Below are 20,608 nucleotides of genomic sequence, written 5' to 3'. Positions count from 1 at the left end.
CACCCCGATGGGACGCGCGCGGCTACTGCCCGTGATAAGTCTCGACCTTGACGATCTCGACCGAGATCTCGCGCCCGTTCGGGGCGGTGTAGCTGGTGCTGTCGCCCTCGGCCAGTCCCAGGATGGCGGAGCCGAGCGGTGAGGCCTCGCTGTAGACGTCGAGCTCGCTGTTCGCTGCGATCTCGCGGCTGCCGAGGAGGAAGACCTCTTCGCCTCCCGCGATGACCGCCGTGACCACGGTGCCGGGTTCGACCATTCCGGTGCTTTCGGGCGCTTCGCCCACGGTGGCGTTCTTCAAGAGCGACTGCAGGGTGCGGATCCGGGCCTCCTGCTTGCCCTGCTCGTCCTTGGCGGCGTGGTATCCGCCGTTCTCCTTGAGGTCGCCCTCTTCGCGCGCCGCCTCGATGCGTTTGGCGATCTCTTCGCGACCGGTGGTGGAGAGGTGCTCGAGCTCGGCGGCGAGACGGTCGTACGCATCCTGCGTGAGAAAGGTCACCTGGGCATCGTTGGACACGTCTGACTCCTTCGATATGAGGGTCCGGATGTTCGAAACGCCCCGGCTCCGGCCAGGGCGTCACGAGAAGGTCTTCGCGACAGACTACGTCACCCAGCAGGCGTTGACCAAACCCGTCGTGGCCTCTGCCGTCGTGGGGATGACCTCCCGAAAAGCCCGCGCAGCCTGGTCGGATGCCGGGAACTCGACGACGCGCCAGCCGACCACGCCGTGCTCGGTGTCCTGCGCCTCGAGCGCGCACGCGACGGTGCGGCCGACCGGGCCGCTGAACTGGAACCCCAGTTCGACCGTGTGCTCGTCGACGACTTCGAAGCTCGTGGTGTCCACGTCGACGGTCTCGAAGGTGGGAGCGACCACCGACCACGCGAGCAGGCCCGTGAGCACCGCGCCGATCCCGATCGCCGCGCCCAGCATCCACTTCGATCGGGGCGTGCGCGTACGACCGTATCGCTCGTCGAGCATCTCTGCCGTGGTCATGGGGTCCGCTCCGAAGATTAGGCTGGGACCACCAGGCTACGCGCCGTCGTCGCCGCGTCGGGCCATCACCCGCCCATGCCGTACGCCTGCTCCGCGCTCGATCGAGGACACCATGCCGCACGCTCTCTCCGCCGTCGCCCACGTCGTCACCGGCGCCGCCACCCCCACCCCGACGCCGACGGTCGACCCCGAACTGGTCACGCCGGGGGTCTGGGGCTTCGCCATCATCGCGTTCATCGCGCTGGCGGTGGTGCTGCTGGTGGCCGATATGCTGCGCCGCATCCGCCGGGGACGCGTCCGCGCCGACATCGCCGAGGAGCTCGACGCCGAGGAGCGCGCGGCCGAGCAGCGCGCGGCCGAGGAGCGGGACGCGAGGCAGCGGGCCGCCGACACGGATTCCGCTGCGCAGGACGACGCGTCCGATCAGCGGCCGCCGCGGGGCGAGTGACGGCTCAGCCGCCGTGGTACGCCGGCTCGATGGCGATGAGCAGGCATGCCGTCCAATGGCACAGGAACGCCAGGACCGTGCACACGTGGAAGATCTCGTGGAACCCGAAGTGCCCGGGCCACGGGTTCGGGCGCTTCATGGCGTACACGATCGCGCCCGCGGTGTAGAGCAGTCCGCCGACGCACACCAGGATCATCATCGCCGCGTTGGCCGCGAGCAGGTCGGGGAGATACATCACCGCGGCCCAGCCGAGAGCGAGGTACAGCGCGACGTAGAGCCACCGCGGTGCGTGCACCCAGAAGACGCGGAAGAGGATGCCCACCAGCGCTCCGCCCCACACCAGGGACATGAGCAGGACGGTCTTCGGGGTGGGGAGCGCGAGGACGGCGATCGGGGTGTAGGTGCCGGCGATGAGCAGCACGATGTTGGCGTGGTCGATGCGCTTGAGCAGGACCTTCGTCTTCGGGCTCCAGTCGAACCGGTGGTACAGCGCCGAGATGCCGAACAGCAGCAGCGAGCCCACCATGAAGATCGCCGAGGCGATCTTGGCCGCCGAGCCCTGCGCAGCGGCGATCAGCACGATCCCCGCGACGATCGCGATCGGGAAGGTCGCGGCGTGGATCCACCCGCGCCACGTGGGCCGCACGTCGACGACCGCGTCGACGTGCGCGGCCTCCATGAGGGGCAGGTGCGGGACGTCGGGTTCGGGGGGAGTGGGGCTGCGGCGGGCCATTGCTCCAGGGTAGATCCCCGGCCATACCGGCACCCGTACATACTCGATCCCATTGCCGGTGGGACCGGGTCCCATTGCGCGGAGCCGCGCGGAGCCGGGCGACGGGGACGATAGCGTAAGCGTGTGGCGCATGCTTCGTCGAACGAGGGGAGAGGTCCTCTCTACCGTCTGTACATCAACAGGCTCCGGCGCCGCCTGCGGCCCGAGGACGTGCCCCACCACATCGCGATGATGATCGACGGCAACCGCCGATGGGCGCGCCAGCTCGGCTACGATTCCGCCGCCCACGGTCATCGGGCGGGGGCGGCGAAGATGCGCGAGTTCCTCGGGTGGTGCGATGACATCGGCGTGGGGGTGGTGTCGCTCTATCTGCTGTCGAGCGACAACCTGCGCAAGCGCGACTCGCGCGAGCTCTCGGATCTCATCGAGATCATCGCGGAACTGGCCGACGAGCTCTCGCACGAGCGCGATTGGCGGGTCAAGCACGTCGGCCGGACCGAGGAGCTCCCGACGGAGCTCGCCCGCGTCCTGGCCGAGGCGGAGAGGCGAACGACCGGCAACAGCGGCCTGCACGTCAACCTGGCCGTGGCCTACGGCGGCCGCGGCGAGATCGTCGACGCCGTGCGCAGCATCATCGCCCAGCACGGGGGCGGCGGCGGGTCGCTCGAGGAGCTGGCGGCCAACCTCACTCCCGAGCAGATCGGCGAGCACCTGTACACCGGCGGCCAGCCCGACCCGGACCTCGTCATCCGCACGTCGGGGGAGCAGCGTCTCAGCGACTTCCTGCTGTGGCAGAGCGCGCACTCCGAGTTCTATTTCGTCGAGGCGCTCGGACCCGACCTTCGCGAGGTGGACTTCCTGCGCGCGATGCGCGACTACGCCAGCCGCGATCGCCGTTTCGGCGGCTGACCGGCCGCTCTCCCGCATCGACCCGGCCCGGTGCGCAGCGCGTCGTGCCAGAATGACGTCGTGGCGGATATGGAGTCGTTCCTGGCCTCGTTCGATGCCGAGCCGGGATATCTGGACTGGGCCTCCTTCGGCCCGCTGTCGCCGTCCGTGCGCGCGGAGGCGGGGGCCGACACCGAGCTGCTCGGCTCCGGGCGGCGCTCGAGCCTCGACCTCGTCGGGGAGCACGTGGCCGACGCCCGCGAGCTTCTCGCCGGAATGCTGGATGCCGCGCCCGACCAGGTGGTCCTCCAGCCGTCGACCACGTATGGACTCATGCACGCCATCTACGGCGTCGCGGGCGGGCTGCTGGTCTCGCGGGCGGAGTTCCCCAGTCTCACCGTCACCGCCCAACGTGCGGCGGACGCTCTCGGCTCGCTGCAGGTGCAGTGGATGGATCCGGAAGACGGGATGGTCACCCCGGAGCTGGTGCGTGCGTCGCTCACCGACGACACCCGCGCCCTCGCCGTCAGCCTGGTCGACTTCCGCACGGGGTACCGCGCCGACCTCACCGCGCTGCGCGACGTGATCGGCGATCGCCTGCTCATCGTCGACGCCATTCAGGGCTTCGGCGTCGTGGACGCAGACTACGGCGCCGCCGATGTCGTCTGCGCGAACGGCTACAAGTGGCTCCGAGCCGGTCGCGGCACCGGCTTCGCACGCTTCGGCGAGCGGGCGCTGGAGCGTCTCGCGCCGGTGCTGTCGGGCTTCGCGGGCACCGACGGCGACCTTCCCGTGGATGTCGTGCCGCTTCCTTCCGCTTCGGCCCGCGCGTTCACCGTCGCATGGCCCGATGCGCTCGCCGCGTCGCGGCTGGCCGCCGCACTCCGCGAGATCGCCGAGGTCGGGGTCTCCGCGATCGAGGGCGAGGTGGCCGGGCGGGCGCGGGACGTCTTCTTCACCGCCGATCGCTACGGCATCCCCGTGCTCACGCCGCGCGAACCGACGCAGCACGCCGGTATCGTGACGCTCGCTCCGGCTCCGCAGGATGCCGCGCCGCTGGCGGCATCCCTGGCCAACCACGGCATCACGGTGACGGTGCGCTCCGGGCTCATCCGCGTCGCGCCCCACGCGGGGACCGGCGCCGACAGCATCCGCCTGCTGGGAGACGCGCTGGCGGAGTTCTCCGCCGCCCGCGTGTGGTGACGGCCACGGAATTAACCCGGGCGTAACCAACTCGCCGCGTGTCGGAATCGCCGGAGAATCATCGTGGTCGTAGTTTCAACCCAACGGGCACGGAGCCCGTTCGAGTCGGCCTGAGATCGCGACTCGTGACCCTGGTCGACTCGTGACTGCCGGGTGAAGCACCCGGGACGGGAGTGGGTTGTGACCACACGAGCACCACACGATCAGCGCAGTCGGATCCTCGACGAGGAGGTCGCGGAAAGCGATACGGCCTTGCGCACCTACGTCCTGGACACATCGGTCCTGCTGAGCGACCCCCGAGCCTTCTTCCGGTTCGCCGAGCACAGCATCGTGATCCCGGTCGTGGTGATCACCGAACTCGAGGGGAAGCGTCACGATCCCGAGATCGGATACTTCGCCCGTCAGGCGCTGCGCCATCTCGACGAGATGCGCATCGAGCACGGCCGGCTGGACTATCCCGTCGAGGTCGGCACCGGGGGCACCCTGCGCGTGGAGCTGTCCAACACCGACCCCGCGGTCCTGCCCGCCGGCATGCGCCTCGGCGACAACGACAGCCGCATCCTCGCCGTCGCCATGCATTTGGCGGGCGAGGGACAGGACGTCACCATCGTGTCGAAGGACCTCCCGATGCGCGTCAAGGCGGCATCCATCGGTCTCACCGCCGAGGAGTACCTCGCCGAGCAGGCCGTCGACTCGGGGTGGACGGGCATCACGGCCATCGACGTCTCGGGCGACGAGATCAGCGACCTGTACGAGACCGAGGTGGCCACGAGCGAGGACGTGCGCGGTCTGCCCGTCAACACCGGCCTGATCATCCACTCCGAACGAGGCTCGGCGCTCGGCCGGGTCACCGGCGACGGCGGATACCGGCTGGTGCGAGGCGACCGCGAGGTCTTCGGTCTGCACGGGCGCTCCGCCGAGCAGCGGATCGCCATCGACCTGCTGCTGGATCCCGAGGTCGGCATCGTCTCGCTCGGCGGCCGCGCCGGCACGGGGAAGTCCGCCCTCGCGCTGTGTGCGGGACTGGAGGCGGTGCTCGAACGCCAGCAGCAGAAGAAGATCATCGTCTTCCGTCCGCTGTTCGCGGTGGGCGGGCAGGAGCTCGGCTACCTCCCCGGCGACCAGGCCGAGAAGATGAACCCGTGGGGGCAGGCCGTCTTCGACACCCTCGGCTCGGTCGTGTCGGGGAATGTCCTCGACGAGGTCGTCGAGCGCGGTCTGCTCGAGGTCATGCCCCTGACCCACATCAGGGGACGCTCGCTGCACGATGCCTTCGTGATCGTCGACGAGGCCCAGTCGCTCGAACGGAACGTCCTGCTCACCGTCCTCAGCCGCATGGGGCAGAACTCCCGCGTCGTGCTCACCCACGACGTGGGTCAGCGCGACAACCTGAGGGTGGGGCGCCACGACGGTGTCGCCTCGGTCATCGAGACGCTGAAGGGTCACGGACTGTTCGGGCACGTGACACTCACGCGGTCCGAGCGCTCGGCGATCGCCGCTCTGGTGACCGATCTGCTCGAAGCGGGCGAACTGGCCTGACGACGACGAGGGGGCCGGGATGCCGCATCCCGGCCCCCTCGTCGCGTGCGGGCGGGTGCGATCCGCCCACCGAATGAGAAGAGTCTCATCGCCGAAGTGCCTCGCCGGCCGTACCAGTCTGGAAACATGGTAGCTGCGCGTGGGGACGCCTCCACGTCTGTGCGCTGATCGACGGATGCAGGGAAGGATGCCGTGGACACTCGGAGACGCTTCGCCGTCGGCGGCGCCGCCACCGTCGTGGCCAGCATCGCCGTGATGGCCGCCGTCGCCGTCACCACCTCGGCCGTCCTCGCCGATGCGGCCGGATCACCGGTCGGCGCCGCACCCCTGCTCGTGCCGTCCGCCTCTCCGACACCGGTGCCGCCGGCCGCCGCCCCGACGAACCGCCCTGACGCTGCGTCGAGCGATGCCACGGCGGTCGGAGCCGGCGCGGAGCCGGCCCCGCCGGCGCCGGTTGCCCGGGCCGAGGTCGTCCCCGCACCCGAGCCGGGGATCGTGCCGGATGCCGCGCCGTTCGACCTCGAGGTCGCTGAGGCATCGGTCTCGGCGTGGCGCGACGACGGTGCCCCAGACCTTCTCCGCGACTGGGCGCTGAGCCGTGGCTGGTCCGCCGATCGCGTCGACCGCTGGTTCGCCGGACTCGCCGACGACGGTGGGGCGTCCGAGCCGGACATGCCCGAGGGCGGACGGCTCACGGATGCCGACCTGGTGGAACCGGGCGCGGTCGATTCCGAAGGTCCCGGTTCTCGTTCGGGCTCCGGCGCCGAGCGCGGTCCTGCCGACGAGAAGCTCTCGACCGAGTCCTCAACGCAGAGAGCGTCGTCCGCGCCGGCCCGAGAGAACGCGGCATCCGGCCCCGCTCAGCGTTCCCCTGTCGCGGAGGAGCGCGCAGCCAACACGCGCGCTCACGCCGCCACGCCTCCCCAGACTCCCGTCCCCTCGACGGGTCGCTCCGCGGACAATCCCGGGCTCGCGCTCGGGACCGGTGCGAAGAAAGCCCAATCGCGCGTTCCCCCAGACCAGCGCGATTGATGAGGCCGGTTCCCCCGCCGGCCGTCACAGCCCCCGGTGTCCCCCAGCGCCGGGGGCTTCTTCGTGCAACGGGCTACTCCCAGCGGTACCCCGCCCCACGCACGGTGATGATGTGCGCAGCGCCGAGCTTGCCGCGCAGGTACCGCACGTAGACGTCGACGACGTTCGATCCGGGGTCGAAGTCCAGGCCCCACACGCGGCTGAGCAGCACCTCACGGCTGAGGACGCGACCCGGATTGCGCAGGAACTGCTCGGCGAGTGCGAACTCGCGCGTCGACAGCTCCACCTCGCGCCCACCCACCGTCGCGCGGCGCGCGAGCACATCGAGCACGACATCGCCATGGGTGATGCTGACTCCGGGCGACAGTGCGGTCTCGCGCAGGCGCGAACGCACACGGGCGAGCAGCTCGTCGAACGTGAACGGCTTCGGCACGTAGTCGTTGGCGCCGGCGTCGAGCCCGTCGACGGTGTCGCGGGTGCTCGAACGAGCGGTGAGCATGATGACGGGGATGGTGTTCCGCTCGGCGCGCAGGGCGCGCAGCACCTCGAAGCCGTCCATCGTGGGAAGACCGACGTCCAGCAGCACGAGGTCGGCGTCGCCGTGGAGGGCTGCCGCCAGCCCCTCACCGCCGTCCTCGACGGTCTGCGTCTCGTAGCCGGCCGCCTCCAGCCCGCGGCTGACGAACGAGGCGATGCGCGACTCGTCCTCGATGATGAGGATCTTGGTCATTCCGAAGCCTCTCGTTGCAGGACGACGTCTCCCGCACGCACCGGAGAGGGCAGGCTGGCCGACGCCGAGGGCAGGTGGATGGTGAAGGTGGCTCCGCCGCCGGGGGTGTCCGACACGGCGCACACACCGCCGTGGGACTTGGCGATGGCGTCGACGATCGCGAGCCCGAGACCGGAGCCGCCGATCTCGCGTTTGATCTGTGCGCGGTCGAAGCGACGGAAGATGCGGTGCCGGGCCGCCGGCGGGATGCCGGGGCCGTGGTCGCGCACCCAGAGCTGGGTGCCGGTGGCGTCCAGGGCGCTGCCGATCTCGATGGGCGAACCCGGCGGTGTGTACTTGGCCGCGTTGTCGGCGAGCTGAAGCCACGCCTGCAGCAGGCGGTCGCCGTCGGCGACGACGTGCCCGGCGGCGTAGGACTCCACGCTCCAGGCATGCCCGGGGATCACTGCGACGAGCTCGCCCACGCGCGCGGTGAGGGCGCCCAGGTCGACCTCGCCCATCGTGTAGGCGTCGCCCTCCGCAGCGGCCAGCAGGTCGATGTCTTCGACCAGTCGGGTCATCCGGTCGAGTTCGGCCATCCCGATCTCGCGGGCGGCTTCCACATCCGCGGCGTCGCGCGTGTTCATCAGCTCGAGGTGGCCGCGCACGATGGTGATCGGCGTCTTGAGTTCGTGGCGCACATCGTCCAGAAGCTGACGCTGGACGTCGACGGAGCCCTCCAGGCGGTCGAGCATCGAGTTGACGGTGCGAGAGAGATCGGCGATGTCATCGGTGCCGCGCGCGCGCATGCGCGGGGAGAGGTCCTCGATGGTGATCGCGTCGGCGGTCTCGCGCAGATGACGGATGGGAGAGAGCAACCGCCCTGTCACGAACCAGCCGACGACGCCGATCGCGGCGAGCACGATCACCGCGGCCAGGGCGTAGGTGGCCATGCCTGCGGTGACGGGCTCGAGCTCGGCCTCGAGATCTATGGCCCTCAGGTACACGCCCTCGCGGGGATCGCCGGCCACCTGGACCGGGACGGCGATGTAGCGCAGGGCGCCGTCCCCGCTGCTGGCGGTGCCTGAGACCGTCTCGCCCGTCGCGGCGGTCTCGGCGCTGACGCGGGCGATGAGGGCGCGGTCGTCGGCGATGTCGAAGCCCGACAGCGTCGTGGGCCGGAAGCGCGCCGCGCCGTCGACGATCGCCACGGATGCCTCGTTCCGCCCCGGCACCAGGCGGGCCACGGCATCGCGCAGATAGTCGTCGACCGAGGCGTACTGCTGCACGGGGGGATCCTGCGATGTCGAGGGGGTGCCGACCTCGGACGCGCCGCTGTCACCACCGAGACCCGCGACTGTCTGCAGACGCTCCACCTGCCCGTACAGCCGCGCCTCGACCTCGCGGACGATGCGCTCGCGCTGCACGATGAAGGTCACGCTTCCCACGATCGCAAGACCGATGCACGCCACGGCGAGGATCGCGCCGAGGATGCGCGCACGCGCCGTGAGCGGCCGGGAGGTGGGTGCCACCCCCTGATTATCGCCCCGCGACAGTCCGTGCGCGGCACCCGCGTTTCGTGCCGCCGGCGGCCTCAGCCCGGGTGCGTCATCGACAGCAGGTCGAGCTTGCTGTCGAGCTGCTCGATGGTGAGCTCACCGCGGTCCACGTAGCCGAGGTCGAGCACCGCCTCACGGACGGTGATCCCCTTGGCGACGGAGTGCTTGGCGATCTTCGCGGCGGCTTCGTAGCCGATGAGCTTGTTCAGCGGGGTCACGATCGACGGCGACATGCCGGCGTAGGCCGCGGCGCGCTCGACGTTCGCTTCGAGCCCGTCGATCGTCTTGTCAGCCAGCACGCGTACGGCGTTGCTGAGCAGGCGGATCGACTCCAACAGGGCTGTGCCCATCACGGGGATGGCGACGTTGAGCTCGAACGAGCCCGATGCGCCCGCCCACGCCACGGTGGCGTCGTTCCCGATGACGCGTGCGCACACCATGAGCACGGCTTCCGGGACGACCGGGTTGACCTTGCCGGGCATGATCGACGAGCCCGGCTGCAGGTCGGGGATGTGCAGTTCGCCGAGTCCGGTGTTCGGGCCCGAACCCATCCAGCGCAGGTCGTTGTTGATCTTCGTCAGCGAGACCGCGATGGTGCGCAGCGCTCCCGAGGTCTCGACCAGGCCGTCGCGATTGGCCTGCGCCTCGAAGTGGTCCTTGGCCTCGGTGATGGGCAGCTCGGTGTCGGCCGCCAGCAGCGCGATGACCTTCTGCGGGAAGCCGGCGGGCGTGTTGATCCCGGTGCCGACGGCGGTGCCGCCCAGCGGCACCTCCCCGACGCGGGGGAGTGCGGACTGCACGCGCTCGATCCCGAGCCGCATCTGCCGCGCGTAGCCGCCGAACTCCTGGCCGAGGGTCACCGGGGTGGCGTCCATCAGGTGGGTGCGACCGGACTTCACGACGCTCTTCCACTGCTCCGCCTTCGCCTCGAGAGCGACGCAGAGGTGGTCGAGCGCGGGGATGAGGTCGTCGATGAGCGCCTGGGTGACGGCGATGTGGACCGAGGTGGGGAACACGTCGTTCGAGGACTGGGACGCGTTGACGTGATCGTTCGGGTGGACCGGTGATCCGAGGTGACGCGTGGCGAGGGTCGCCAGCACCTCGTTCATGTTCATGTTCGACGAGGTCCCGCTGCCGGTCTGGTAGGTGTCGACGGGGAAGTGCGCGTCGTGGACACCCGAGATGACCTCGTCGGCCGCGGCAGCGATCGCGTCGGCGATGCCGGCGTCGAGGACCCCCAGCTCTTTGTTGGCCAGGGCCGCGGCCTTCTTGATGCGCGCCAGCGCCGCGATCTGAGTGGACTCCAGGCCGGTGCCCGAAATGGGGAAGTTCTCGACGGCGCGTTGGGTCTGCGCGCTGTAGAGAGCGGCTGCGGGCACCCGCACCTCGCCCATGGTGTCGTGCTCGATGCGGTACTCGGTGTCGGTCACGTCGTTGTTCCTCCGGTGTCTACGTCGTGGCAGGGGTGCAGCTCAGTGGTGGGCGCTGGGGTCGCTGTCGAGCCCGACGATGACATCGGGCACGGCCGTCCCCTCGGCGAGGCGGTAGTTCGCGCCGACGATGGCGAGGCGGCCGTCCGCGACGGCGTCGCTGATGAGCTCGGACGAGTGCAGCAGGTCCGCGACAGTGTCGCGCAGGTGCTCGCGGCCCACGACCTCGGGGTCGACGGGTGCGTCGGGGCCGTTCTCGCGGATGACGCGCCGCACGGCGGGCACGATGGGGGCGATCTGTCGCCAGATGTGCGGCGGGAGGGTGGGAGCGTCGATGCCGGTGCTGTCGATCGCGGCCCCCACCGCGCCGCACGCGTCGTGGCCGAGCACGATGATGAGCGGAACCTCGAGCACGGCGACGGCGTACTCCAGGCTTCCCACCACGGAGTCGGAGATGACCTGGCCGGCGTTGCGGACGACGAACAGATCGCCCAGGCCCTTGTCGAAGATGATCTCGGCGGCCAGGCGCGAGTCCGAGCAGCCGAACAGGGCGGCGCGGGGCCGCTGACCGGCGGCCAGGACATGACGACGTTCGACGTCCTGGCGGGGGTGACGGGGCTCACCGGCGACGAAGCGCTCATTGCCGCGTCGCATCTCCTCCCACACCTTGGCAGGTGTGGGAGCGGTGGCGGGGGTTGCGGTGCTGTCGGTCACGATTCCTCCTCACGCAGGGCCAATACGTCCTCGGCGACGGCCTCGGCCGCGCGCTCCAGGTCTTCGTCGGACGACGTGCCGTAGACCATCACGATGTCGGCGCCGGCGTCGGTGGCGAGCGCCCCCGAGACGTTCCCGGCGCGCGCGGGGTCGCGGATGTCGTAGCGATCCCACTCGACACCTGCGATCTCGACGGTCTCGCCGACCGCTGCGCCGCCCAGCTCGCGGGTCGGCCATGACTCGTCGGCGTCGAAGCCCTGCGCGATCCTCAGAAAGCCGGCGTCGGGCACGTAGACCACGGTCCAGGCGCGGATGCCCTCGCCGGTGACCGAGGCGGCGTTCACGCGCCACTGGGGGGGAGCATCGGGCACGATGACCGTGCGCTCCCGGGCGTCGGCGACGTCGGCGGCGACAGCGGCGACGTCGATCGGCCCGTCGTCGGGCGGGGTGCCGCGGGGAACGGCGAAGATGATGACGGCGACGACGGCGACGGTGATGACGAGCGCGGCGACGAGGTTCCGCACCGTCTGGCTGGACCGGTAGATGCGCGAGGCTTCGGCCTTCCGCGCGGCGGTCTCGTCAGGGGTCTCGGGGCGGCCGAGCTCGGCCACGATGCGCGGGTCGCGTGCCATCACCCGTCCGTCCGGTCGGTGCCGGCGCGGGCGTCCTCCAGCCGTCGCTTGGCGCCGCGCAGCCATTCCTCGCACCGGGCGGCCAGGGCCTCGCCCCGCTCCCACAGGGCGAGCGAGTGCTCGAGCGTGGGGGCGCCCTGCTCCAGTTCGGCGACCACGCGCACCAGCTCGTCCCGCGCCTGTTCGAACGACAGCTCGGCGACGTCGACGGCGGGGCCCTGCGACTCGGTCATGGCTTCCATCCTAGGTCGCACCGGAGACGGCGCCCGCGGTCGTACCGTCGGACCCGCCCTCGTCGACCGGCCCCTCGGAGCGCGCCGCGAAGGAGCCCTGCGCGACGGTCACGAGCACCTCGGTGCCGGACGGGGCCTGCGCGGCATCGCGGACGATCGCGCCGCCCGGGACGTGGGCGATGGCGTACCCGCGCGCGAGGGTCGACGCGGGAGAGAGCGCGCGCAGCGTGGCCGTGAGCTCGGCTGCGTGGCGTGCGTGCGAGTCGAGTGCGCGGGTCACCCGATCGCGACCTCGCGCCGTGAGCAGATGGATCTCGTGCGAGCGTGCCGTGAACATGGATGCCGGATCGCGCAGCACGGGGCGGGACCGCAGCTGCTCGAGCTGAGCGATGTCGTGCGCGACGCGCTGGGTGAGGCGCATGGTGAGCCGGGACCTCAGCTGCCCCACCAGCGCCCGCTGCTCGGACACATCCGGCACGACTCGCTTGGCGGCGTCCGTCGGTGTGGAGGCGCGGAGATCGGCGACATCGTCCAGCAGCGGGTGGTCGTTCTCGTGCCCGATGGCGCTGACGACCGGGGTGGTCGCCGCTGCCACCGCCCGAACGAGACGCTCGTCGCTGAATCCGAGGAGCGTCTGCGGATCGCCGCCCCCGCGGGCGATGACGATGACGTCGACATCGGGGTCGGCGTCGAGGGCTTTGAGCGCGGCGATCGTCTCAGGTACGCAGCGGTCGCCCTGCACGGCGGCGTAGCGGGTGCGGAAGTGCACCTGCGGCCAGCGCAGTTCGGCGTTGCGATGGACGTCCTTCTCGGCATCCGATCTCTCGCCGGTGATCAGGCCGATGCAGTGCGGCAGGAAGGGGAGGGGCTTCTTGCGAGAAGCATCGAACAGGCCCTCGGAGCGCAGTTGCGCGCGCAGGCGTTCGAGCTTCTCGAGCTGATCGCCGAGACCGACGTGTCGCATGGCCGACACGCCGAAGGTGAGATCGCCGGTCTTGATGAAGTAGTCGGCCTTGACGCACGCGATGACGTGGTCGCCGACCTTGAGGTCGCTCGGCAGCCGGTCGCGGGTGGACGACCAGATGCGGAAGGTGATGCTCGCATCGGTGACGAGGTCCTTCATCCTTCCGAAGACGTTGCCGCCCCGCAGGTTCCACGACGTGATCTCGCCCTCGACCCACACCGAGCCCCACGTCTGCAGGAACCCGCGGATCGTGTCGTTGAGCCGCGCGACCGAGGTCGGAGCCTCGGCCGAGGAGTCGCGCGGACGCACCGAATCGGGCGGCGGCGCCTCGCCGGCGACGGCCACGGGCTCGAACGCGGTCATGGTCCTCCTGGCGGCGGCGGGGCTGGGCGGCGACCCCGCCCGTAGAATCGAACGGTGAGTGCATCCACAGCGAACCCGGCCGTCCGAATGCCCGTGCCCCGTGTGCCACGGCGGCGCGAGCGTCTTCAGGATATCCCGGTGCCCGGACACAAGCGGGTGCTGCTGGCCGCGCCCCGCGGGTACTGCGCCGGTGTCGATCGCGCCGTGATCGCCGTGGAGAAGGCCCTCGAGCGCTTCGGCGCGCCCGTGTACGTGCGCAAGCAGATCGTGCACAACATCCATGTCGTGTCCGAGCTCGAGGAGCGCGGCGCCATCTTCGTCGACGAGGTCGATGAGGTTCCCGAGGGCGCGCACGTCGTCTTCAGCGCGCACGGCGTCTCGCCGGCCGTGGTGAACGCAGCCGCGGACCGCCACTTGCAGGCGATCGACGCGACCTGCCCGCTCGTGACCAAGGTGCACCGCGAGGCCGTGCGCTTCGCCCGAGACGACTTCGAGATCCTGCTGATCGGCCACGAGTGGCACGAAGAAGTCGAGGGGACCGCCGGTGAGGCGCCCGACCACGTGACCGTCGTGAACTCGCCCGACGAGGCGGCCACCGTCGAGGTGCGCGATCCGTCGAAGGTCGTCTGGCTGTCGCAGACCACCCTGTCGGTGGACGAGACCATGGAGACGGTGCGTCGGCTGCGTGAGCGCTTCCCGAACCTGCAGGACCCGCCGTCGGACGACATCTGCTACGCCACGCAGAACCGCCAGGTGGCGATCAAGAAGGTCGCGAAGGACGCCGACCTGGTGATCGTCGTCGGTTCGGCGAACTCCTCGAACAGTGTGCGGCTGGTGGAGGTGGCGCTGGAGTACGGCGCCAAGGCCGCGTACCGCGTGGACTACGCGGACGAGATCGAGCAGGCGTGGTTCGACGGCGTCGAGACGGTCGGCGTCACCAGCGGCGCGTCGGTGCCCGAGGTGCTCGTCCAGCAGGTGCTCGACGACCTGCGCGATGCCGGGTTCGGGGACGTCGAAGAGGTCAAGACGGCGGAGGAGGACCTGATGTTCTCGCTTCCCAAGGAGTTGCGCCAGGATGCCGAGAGCCGCCGCGGCGGGCGCGTTTCGGCGGAGCGGTCGACCGCGTGAGCGCTGACGGCGACCTGTCGCGACCGCGGCCGCAGTACGGCGAGTACGCCACTCCCGAGGAGCAGCGCGCGCGCATCCGCCAGCCCGACGTCACGGCGGCGCTGGACACCGGCCAGAGCCCCGATGAGGTCGCTTCCGCCTCGGCGCACCGGCCCGCTGCCGGGAAGCCCGGCTCGTCGGGTCCGGGGGTGCGCAGCGAAGACGGCGCGGCCGCCGCGCCCGCGCGGGCGACGCGGGGCCGTTCGATCGATCGCATCGTCACGATCGCGCTGCTCGCCTACGGTTTCGTCACCATGATCGGCGCGATCCCGGCGTTCATCGACTACGGCACGTACGCGTCCAACCTCCTCGAGACGATGGGGGTGGACGCCGAACTGTCCGATCCGGCGGCCGGCCGGCCGTGGGCGATCGCGGCCAGCCTGGTGCTCGCCTTCGGGTGGATGGTGACGGCGGCGCTCGCCGCGTGGAGCATGCGTCGCGGGCGCCTGTCGTGGTGGATCGCCCTGACCGGCGGGGTGGTCTTCACCTTCATCTCCGGCCTCCTCATCGTGGTGCCTCTCCTGTCGGATCCCGAGGTCTTGCGCGCGATGCAGAGCTTCACGATCGGTGGGCTCGGCGGCTGAGGACTCGAAAGTCCCGGTCGCTGCACGCCTCGTGCGTAGGATGACGGGATGCCGCGTCTTCTCGCCGTCTGCGCCGTCCGTCAGCTGCGTGAGGACGACGGGCCGGGCGCCATCGGAGTGACCGCGATCGACAAGGGCCCCCTCGACGGCGCCGTGAAGATCGGCAGATTCGGCGCATACGGCGACGTGCAGGCCGATCGTCGCCACCATGGCGGTCTCGACAAGGCGCTGTACGCCTACGCCCAGGAGGATGCGGCCTACTGGGAGAAAGAGCTGGGCCGACCGCTGTCGCCCGGGTTCTTCGGCGAGAACCTGCGCACCGAAGGCATGGACGTGAACGCCGCCGTGATCGGGGAGCGCTGGCGCATCGGCGGCCGTGTCGAAGTGGTCGTCACGATGCCGCGCACGCCCTGCCAGACGTTCGCACGCTGGGTCGGCGGCGCCGACCAGCGCGGCTGGGTGCGGCGCTTCTCGGACGCTCGCCGTCTGGGGCCGTACCTCAAGGTCGTGAAGACCGGGCACATCGAGGCAGGCGATGAGATCGTGGTGATCTCCCGCCCCGAGGGCGCGCCGACCATTCTGGACGTGTACCGGGCTCCCTGACCCACGCGGCACCCGCCCCCTCCCCATCGGCCGGCCGCACCGAGCCGTCACCTGTGTCCGTGCGAGGTACCGCACCTCGACATACGTGACGGCTGACTCTCTGACAGCCCCGACAGGCCGTTGTGACTGGCGCAGACCCCGACGCCGGGAAAGCCGAACGCCCCGCCCGGGAGGGGCGGGGCGTTCGGGAGTGACTGAGGTCAGGCGGCGAGGCTCCTGCCGTGCGAGCCCAACTGGCGCGTGGCCTCGACCACGCGAGCAGCCATCGCCGACTCGGCGACCTTGCCCCACGCGCGGGGGTCGTAGGCCTTCTTGTTCCCGACTTCGCCGTCCACCTTCAGCACGCCGTCGTAGTTGGCGAACATGAAGCCGGCGATCGAGCGGGTGAAGGCGTACTGGGTGTCGGTGTCGATGTTCATCTTCACGACGCCGTTGGCCACGGCCAGCGCGATCTCTTCGTCGGTCGAGCCGCTGCCACCGTGGAAGACCAGGTCGAGGGGCTTCGGGCCGGTGCCGAACCGCGCCGCGATGCCCTCCTGGATCTCGCCGAGCAGCTCGGGACGGAGCTTGACGTTCCCGGGCTTGTAGACACCGTGGACGTTGCCGAAGGTGAGTGCCGAGATGTAGCGGCCGTTCTCGCCGAGACCCAGGGCCTCGACGGCCTTCGTGACGTCCGCGACGGTGGTGTAGAGCGCGTCGTTCGAGCCCTCGTGCTTGACGCCGTCCTCCTCGCCGCCGACGACGCCGATCTCGACCTCGAGGATGCCGTTGATGTTCTTCAGGCGGGGCAGCAGATCCTTGGCGATCTGGATGTTCTCGTCCAGCGGCACCGCGGAGCCGTCCCACATGTGCGACTGGAAGATCGGGTTGCGGCCAGCCCGTACCTCTTCTTCGGATGCTTCGATGAGCGGCATCACGAACCCGGGCAGTGCCTCCTTGGGGCAGTGATCGGTGTGCAGGGCGACCGTGATCGGGTAGTTCTTGGCGACCTCGGTGGCGAACCGGGCGAAGGCGAGGGCCCCCGCTGCACGCGCCTTGACGGTGTGGCCGGCGAAGTAGTCCGCGCCGCCGGTGGTGACCTGGAGGATGCCGTCGGAGCCGGCTTCGGTGAGGCCCTGCAGGACGGCGTTGATCGTCTGCGAGCTCGAGACGTTGATCGCGGGATACGCGAAGCCGCCGGACTTCGCGCGGTCCAGCATGTCGGCGTACTGCTCGGGAGTGGCGACGGGCATGAATGCTCCTTGGTCGTATTCGGGCGTCAGGGTCACTCTATCCAAGCCGTCGACGGCGCACAGAGACGAGCGGATGCCGCATGCGCGAGCGGGCGCGGCATAACGCTCACGAAAGAATCTGATTTTCTTCACCGCCGGATCGTGACATCCACGGTTTGCGAGCGGGCGATCTGGCTAGGGTGAAGCCATGGTGAGTCTGACCGCGGACATGAGCCCGCTGCATCCCGACCGGAACCTCGCACTGGAGCTGGTCCGCGCGACCGAGGCCGCGGCCATCCGCGCCGTTCCGTTCATCGGGCGGGGGGCGAAGGAGAAGGCGGATGCCGCCGCGGTCGACGCGATGCGGGCGTTCTTCACCACCGTCAACTTCGACGGCACGATCGTCATCGGCGAGGGCGAGAAGGACGAAGCGCCCATGCTGTTCAACGGGGAGAAGGTCGGAAACGGCCGCGGGCCCCGTGCGGATGTGGCGGTCGACCCGATCGACGGCACCACGCTGACCGCCGAGGGGCGCAACAACGCGCTGTCGGTCATCGCCGTCTCGGAGCACGGCACCATGTTGGACGCCTCGACGGTGTTCTACATGGACAAGCTCGTGACCGGTCCGGCCGGCGTCGGTGTGGTCGACATCCGCCTTCCGATCGGCGAGAACATCCGACGACTGGCGAAGGCGCTGGGCAAGCCCGTGGACGAACTCGTCGTCTCGGTGCTGAACCGTCCCCGCCACGAGCAGCTCATCCACGACATCCGCGAGGCCGGTGCGGGCACGCGCCTCATGAGCGACGGCGACGTGGCCGGCGGCATCAACGCCGCCCGTCACAACGCACGGACCGACATGTGCGTCGGCGTGGGCGGCAGCCCGGAGGGCATCGTCACCGCCTGTGCGATCAAGGCGCTCGGCGGGCACATCCAGGGCCGGCTGTGGCCGCGCGACGACGACGAGAAGCAGAAGGGCGCGGATGCCGGGCTGAAGGTCGACGGCTACGTCTACGAAGCCGACGAACTCGTCACCGGCAGCAACACGATCTTCGTGGCGACCGGTGTGACCAACGGCGAGCTGGTGGCGGGCGTCCGTCGCGAGGGAGGCTACGTCTACACCGAGAGCGTCGTGCTGCGCGGTTCATCCGGCACCCTGCGCCGCATCTCGTCGGAGCACCTCGTCTCGAAGTGGCTCTGACCCCGGCGCTGGCCGGGATCGAACGCGGCGATCGGATCGTGACCGCGCCGTAACCCGGCCTCCCAGGGTTCTCTGGCACAATTGGTGACGGTGTCAACGGAGATGCTCGTCGTCGTTCCGAGCCCAAGGGGGTAGTGATGTCCGCACAGCTGAGCGGAACCTCACCGCAGACCGGTGCCATCGCCGTGGTGGCCGATGCCACCGACCCCGCGCGCCGTCCCGACGTGCTGCTGCGGGTCCGTCGTGACGAAGGCCACGAACTGAGCCCGTGGTGGATGATCGGCGCCTTCGTCGTCGTCTCGGGCGCGGTCATCGCCCTTCTCAGCTTCGTACCCGGCGGCGCCTGAGTCCCTTCCTCGCGGCGCCTGAGTCCTCTCCTTCCGGCACTCAGTCGTCGGCTGTCGACACGCGCGCGCGCACGTCCCCGAGATCCGCACGGACCGGTTCCGCGCCTCGGTCGGGCTCCGCGTCGTCCCACGGCGACGCATCGAGCAGCTCCGGGGCGGTCAGTCGCCGCGGGGTCGCTTCGACGGCTGCGGGCGCCGAGAGGGCGTCGAGGCGTGTCTGATCGATGCCGGGGAACCGTCGTGCGGTGACGAGCACACGCGATTCGAGCGATCCCACGAGCTTGTTGTAGCTGTCCACGGTGCGTTCGATCGCGCGACGCATGTCGTCGGTGTGGCCGGCCAGGGATCCGAGTCGTTCGTACAGCTGGGAGCCGAGATCGAACAGGGTCCGCGCCTCCTGCGAGACGTCCTGCTGGGTCCACGTGAGCGCCACCGTCTTGAGCACGGCCCACAGGTTCACGGGCGAGGCGAGGGCCACCCGCTTCCCGAACGCGTAGTCCAGCAGCGACGGGTCGGCTTCGAGCGCGGACGACAGGAGCGACTCGCTCGGGACGAAGCAGATCACGAACTCGGGGCTCACCGCCAACCCCGCCCAGTACGCCTTCTTCGCCAGGGCGTCCACGTGCGCGCGGACGGCCTTGACGTGCTTGTCGATCAGGGCCTGCCGACGGGCGCCCTCGGCGCCGGTGGCGGTCACCGCGATCGCGCTGGCTTCGAGATAGGCGTCGAGGGGCACCTTCGCGTCGACCGCGATGGCTTTGCCGGCAGGCAGGCGGATGACCATGTCGGGGCGGCCCGCTCCGGCATCCGAGGCGAGGGAGGCCTGCAGATCGAAGTCGACGTGGCGGGTGAGTCCCGCGGCTTCGACGACCCGGCGCAGCTGGGTCTCGCCCCACACGCCCCGCGTACTGCCCGAGCGCAGTGCGCCCGCGAGGGATTCGGTGGTCGCGCGCAGCGCCTCATCGCTCTCCTGCGCGCGCCGCAGCTGCTCGGCGAGCGTGGAGAACTGACGCGTGCGATCGCGTTCGAGGTCGTCGACCTTCGTCTGCATCGCCTCGAGCGTCTGCTGCACCGGTGACAGCGCGCGCAGCACCGTCTGCTCGCGGCGCTCGCGCTCCTCGCGCGCCGCCTGGTCGGCGCGGGTCTGCGCGATCAGATCGCGATAGAGGATCTGCTGGTGCTCGAGTTGGGACTGGACACCCTCGCGGGCGGCGGTCGCCGACGCGACCTGCGCCAGGAGCGAGGCGTGCTCCCGTGCCGATCGTGCCGAGGCTCGGGCGAGCCCGGCGGCCCAGCCGGCGAGCGCGCCGATCAGCAGCGATCCGATGACGATGAGGGCCACGGTGAGTGCGTCCATGGTCTGAGCGTGCCTCATCCCTCCGACATCGGGTGCCGAGCTTCTCGCCCGTCGGCGGGGCTCAGGCGACCGCCGCGGGGAAGAACGTGACCGGCGCCTCGGTGATCGCCATCTGCGAGACGCGGATCCCCGCTGCTGCCGCGAGGTCGTCAACGTCCGAGACCTGCAGCCGGCGTGCGATGTCGATCATCACGTGAGCGCACGCGAGCGCATCGGCGGTGGCGTTGTGATGGGCGAAAGAGCCGAATCCGGCCTCGGCGGCCACGAACGGCAGTCGGTACGAGTCCAGCGCATAGACGCGGCGTGCGGCCTGAAGGCTGCAGGCGTAGCGATAGGGCGGGCACTCGTCGCCGGTGGCTTCGGAAGCCCGCTTGAGGACCGCCATGTCGAATCCGGCGTTGTGGGCGACGAGCACGTCGGCACCCGCGAACGCGGCCAGGTCGGCGAGCTGCTCGCTCCACCCCTTCGCGTCGGCGACGTCCTCGGCGGTGATGCCGTGGATACGCGTATTGAGGTCGAAGAAGCGGTCGTGACCCGCCGGCGGCCGGATGAGCCAGCCCGTCTGGGCGACCACTTCGCCGTTGCGGACCCTCACGAGCCCGACGGCGCACGCCGAGGCATTGCTGGAGTTCGCCGTCTCGAAGTCGATCGCGGTGAAGTCCAAGGGCACGGAACCACCATCGCCCTGCTCGTGCGGGATCGG

At 70.3% G+C, this 20,608-nt stretch carries 23 protein-coding genes; 10 read left to right on the top strand and 13 right to left on the bottom strand.

The window, feature by feature from the left end; all coding sequences use genetic code 11:
- Positions 1-22: 22 nt before the first annotated feature.
- Together greA and Q9S36_RS07530 are read right to left on the bottom strand one after the other, a co-directional pair.
- Entirely contained in the window at positions 23-514 is a 492-nt protein-coding gene (gene greA / locus Q9S36_RS07535; RefSeq protein ID WP_311284591.1) for a transcription elongation factor GreA, read from the bottom strand.
- 84 nt (positions 515-598) lie between these two features.
- Positions 599-991, bottom strand: coding sequence for a DUF4307 domain-containing protein (locus Q9S36_RS07530; RefSeq protein WP_251450411.1), 393 nt, complete (start codon positions 989-991; stop codon positions 599-601).
- A 112-nt stretch (positions 992-1,103) separates the two neighbouring features.
- Here Q9S36_RS07530 and Q9S36_RS07525 point away from each other — a divergent pair, with 112 nt between their 5' ends.
- Positions 1,104-1,439, top strand: a complete 336-nt coding sequence (locus Q9S36_RS07525; protein ID WP_311284590.1) for a hypothetical protein — start codon at positions 1,104-1,106, stop codon at positions 1,437-1,439.
- 4 nt (positions 1,440-1,443) lie between these two features.
- On the opposite strand, the gene Q9S36_RS07520 is transcribed toward Q9S36_RS07525, so the two are convergent.
- Positions 1,444-2,172: a hemolysin III family protein gene (locus Q9S36_RS07520; protein WP_311284589.1), complete on the bottom strand. Its 729-nt coding sequence runs from the start codon at positions 2,170-2,172 to the stop codon at positions 1,444-1,446.
- 123 nt (positions 2,173-2,295) lie between these two features.
- On the opposite strand from Q9S36_RS07520, the gene Q9S36_RS07515 reads away from it, so the two are divergent.
- From Q9S36_RS07515 to Q9S36_RS07500, 4 genes are all read left to right on the top strand, one after another.
- A complete protein-coding gene (locus Q9S36_RS07515) occupies positions 2,296-3,081 on the top strand; it encodes an isoprenyl transferase (protein ID WP_311284588.1) in 786 nt (261 codons plus the stop codon).
- Between the two features lie 69 nt (positions 3,082-3,150).
- On the top strand, positions 3,151-4,263 hold the full coding sequence (locus tag Q9S36_RS07510) for an aminotransferase class V-fold PLP-dependent enzyme (protein WP_311285059.1): 1,113 nt from the start codon (positions 3,151-3,153) through the stop codon (positions 4,261-4,263).
- 180 nt (positions 4,264-4,443) lie between these two features.
- Positions 4,444-5,802, top strand: a complete 1,359-nt coding sequence (locus tag Q9S36_RS07505; RefSeq protein ID WP_396653728.1) for a PhoH family protein — start codon at positions 4,444-4,446, stop codon at positions 5,800-5,802.
- 192 nt (positions 5,803-5,994) lie between these two features.
- Positions 5,995-6,834, top strand: coding sequence for a hypothetical protein (locus Q9S36_RS07500; protein WP_311284587.1), 840 nt, complete (start codon positions 5,995-5,997; stop codon positions 6,832-6,834).
- A 73-nt stretch (positions 6,835-6,907) separates the two neighbouring features.
- Here the strand turns inward: Q9S36_RS07500 and Q9S36_RS07495 are convergent, their stop codons facing one another.
- The 7 genes from Q9S36_RS07495 to xseA form a co-directional block, all read right to left on the bottom strand.
- A complete protein-coding gene (locus Q9S36_RS07495; RefSeq protein ID WP_311284586.1) occupies positions 6,908-7,564 on the bottom strand; it encodes a response regulator transcription factor in 657 nt (218 codons plus the stop codon).
- Complete coding sequence (locus Q9S36_RS07490; RefSeq protein ID WP_311284585.1) at positions 7,561-9,075, bottom strand: ATP-binding protein; 1,515 nt, start codon at positions 9,073-9,075, stop codon at positions 7,561-7,563. The genes Q9S36_RS07495 and Q9S36_RS07490 overlap by 4 nt, the downstream gene beginning before the upstream one ends.
- 62 nt (positions 9,076-9,137) lie before the next feature.
- Entirely contained in the window at positions 9,138-10,532 is a 1,395-nt protein-coding gene (locus tag Q9S36_RS07485; RefSeq protein ID WP_251450397.1) for a class II fumarate hydratase, read from the bottom strand.
- A gap of 42 nt (positions 10,533-10,574) precedes the next feature.
- Positions 10,575-11,186 carry a carbonic anhydrase gene (locus Q9S36_RS07480; protein WP_311285057.1) on the bottom strand — a complete coding sequence of 204 codons (612 nt, stop codon included), beginning with the start codon at positions 11,184-11,186 and terminating at the stop codon, positions 10,575-10,577.
- A 56-nt stretch (positions 11,187-11,242) separates the two neighbouring features.
- A complete protein-coding gene (locus Q9S36_RS07475; protein ID WP_311284582.1) occupies positions 11,243-11,878 on the bottom strand; it encodes a DUF4245 family protein in 636 nt (211 codons plus the stop codon).
- Positions 11,878-12,120, bottom strand: coding sequence for an exodeoxyribonuclease VII small subunit (locus tag Q9S36_RS07470; protein ID WP_251450393.1), 243 nt, complete (start codon positions 12,118-12,120; stop codon positions 11,878-11,880). The genes Q9S36_RS07475 and Q9S36_RS07470 overlap by 1 nt, the downstream gene beginning before the upstream one ends.
- Position 12,121: 1 nt before the next feature.
- A complete protein-coding gene (gene xseA / locus Q9S36_RS07465; RefSeq protein ID WP_311284581.1) occupies positions 12,122-13,438 on the bottom strand; it encodes an exodeoxyribonuclease VII large subunit in 1,317 nt (438 codons plus the stop codon).
- A gap of 87 nt (positions 13,439-13,525) precedes the next feature.
- On the opposite strand from xseA, the gene Q9S36_RS07460 reads away from it, so the two are divergent.
- Genes Q9S36_RS07460 through Q9S36_RS07450 form a run of 3 tightly spaced genes read left to right on the top strand, consistent with a single transcriptional unit; the run spans position 13,526 to position 15,792 of the window.
- Positions 13,526-14,566: a 4-hydroxy-3-methylbut-2-enyl diphosphate reductase gene (locus tag Q9S36_RS07460; protein ID WP_251451487.1), complete on the top strand. Its 1,041-nt coding sequence runs from the start codon at positions 13,526-13,528 to the stop codon at positions 14,564-14,566.
- Positions 14,563-15,189: a DUF6264 family protein gene (locus Q9S36_RS07455; protein WP_311284580.1), complete on the top strand. Its 627-nt coding sequence runs from the start codon at positions 14,563-14,565 to the stop codon at positions 15,187-15,189. The genes Q9S36_RS07460 and Q9S36_RS07455 overlap by 4 nt, the downstream gene beginning before the upstream one ends.
- 48 nt (positions 15,190-15,237) lie before the next feature.
- A complete protein-coding gene (locus tag Q9S36_RS07450; protein ID WP_311284579.1) occupies positions 15,238-15,792 on the top strand; it encodes an MOSC domain-containing protein in 555 nt (184 codons plus the stop codon).
- A gap of 200 nt (positions 15,793-15,992) precedes the next feature.
- Here the strand turns inward: Q9S36_RS07450 and fbaA are convergent, their stop codons facing one another.
- Entirely contained in the window at positions 15,993-17,024 is a 1,032-nt protein-coding gene (gene fbaA, locus Q9S36_RS07445) for a class II fructose-bisphosphate aldolase (protein ID WP_311284578.1), read from the bottom strand.
- Positions 17,025-17,211: 187 nt separating this feature from the next.
- Between fbaA and glpX the strand changes: the two genes are divergently transcribed.
- Complete coding sequence (gene glpX, locus Q9S36_RS07440; RefSeq protein ID WP_251450383.1) at positions 17,212-18,201, top strand: class II fructose-bisphosphatase; 990 nt, start codon at positions 17,212-17,214, stop codon at positions 18,199-18,201.
- A gap of 137 nt (positions 18,202-18,338) precedes the next feature.
- A complete protein-coding gene (locus Q9S36_RS07435) occupies positions 18,339-18,548 on the top strand; it encodes a UDP-N-acetylmuramyl pentapeptide phosphotransferase (RefSeq protein WP_251450382.1) in 210 nt (69 codons plus the stop codon).
- 40 nt (positions 18,549-18,588) lie between these two features.
- Here the strand turns inward: Q9S36_RS07435 and rmuC are convergent, their stop codons facing one another.
- Both rmuC and Q9S36_RS07425 read right to left on the bottom strand, forming a co-directional pair.
- Positions 18,589-19,905, bottom strand: coding sequence for a DNA recombination protein RmuC (rmuC, locus tag Q9S36_RS07430; RefSeq protein WP_311284577.1), 1,317 nt, complete (start codon positions 19,903-19,905; stop codon positions 18,589-18,591).
- 61 nt (positions 19,906-19,966) lie between these two features.
- Positions 19,967-20,575: a 3'-5' exonuclease gene (locus tag Q9S36_RS07425; RefSeq protein ID WP_311284576.1), complete on the bottom strand. Its 609-nt coding sequence runs from the start codon at positions 20,573-20,575 to the stop codon at positions 19,967-19,969.
- Positions 20,576-20,608 lie beyond the last annotated feature (33 nt).

This window comes from Microbacterium sp. ARD31 (genome assembly GCF_031844425.1).
The sequence above is the reverse complement of the archived record's forward strand: the minus strand, read 5'-3'. Positions and strand labels throughout refer to the sequence as shown.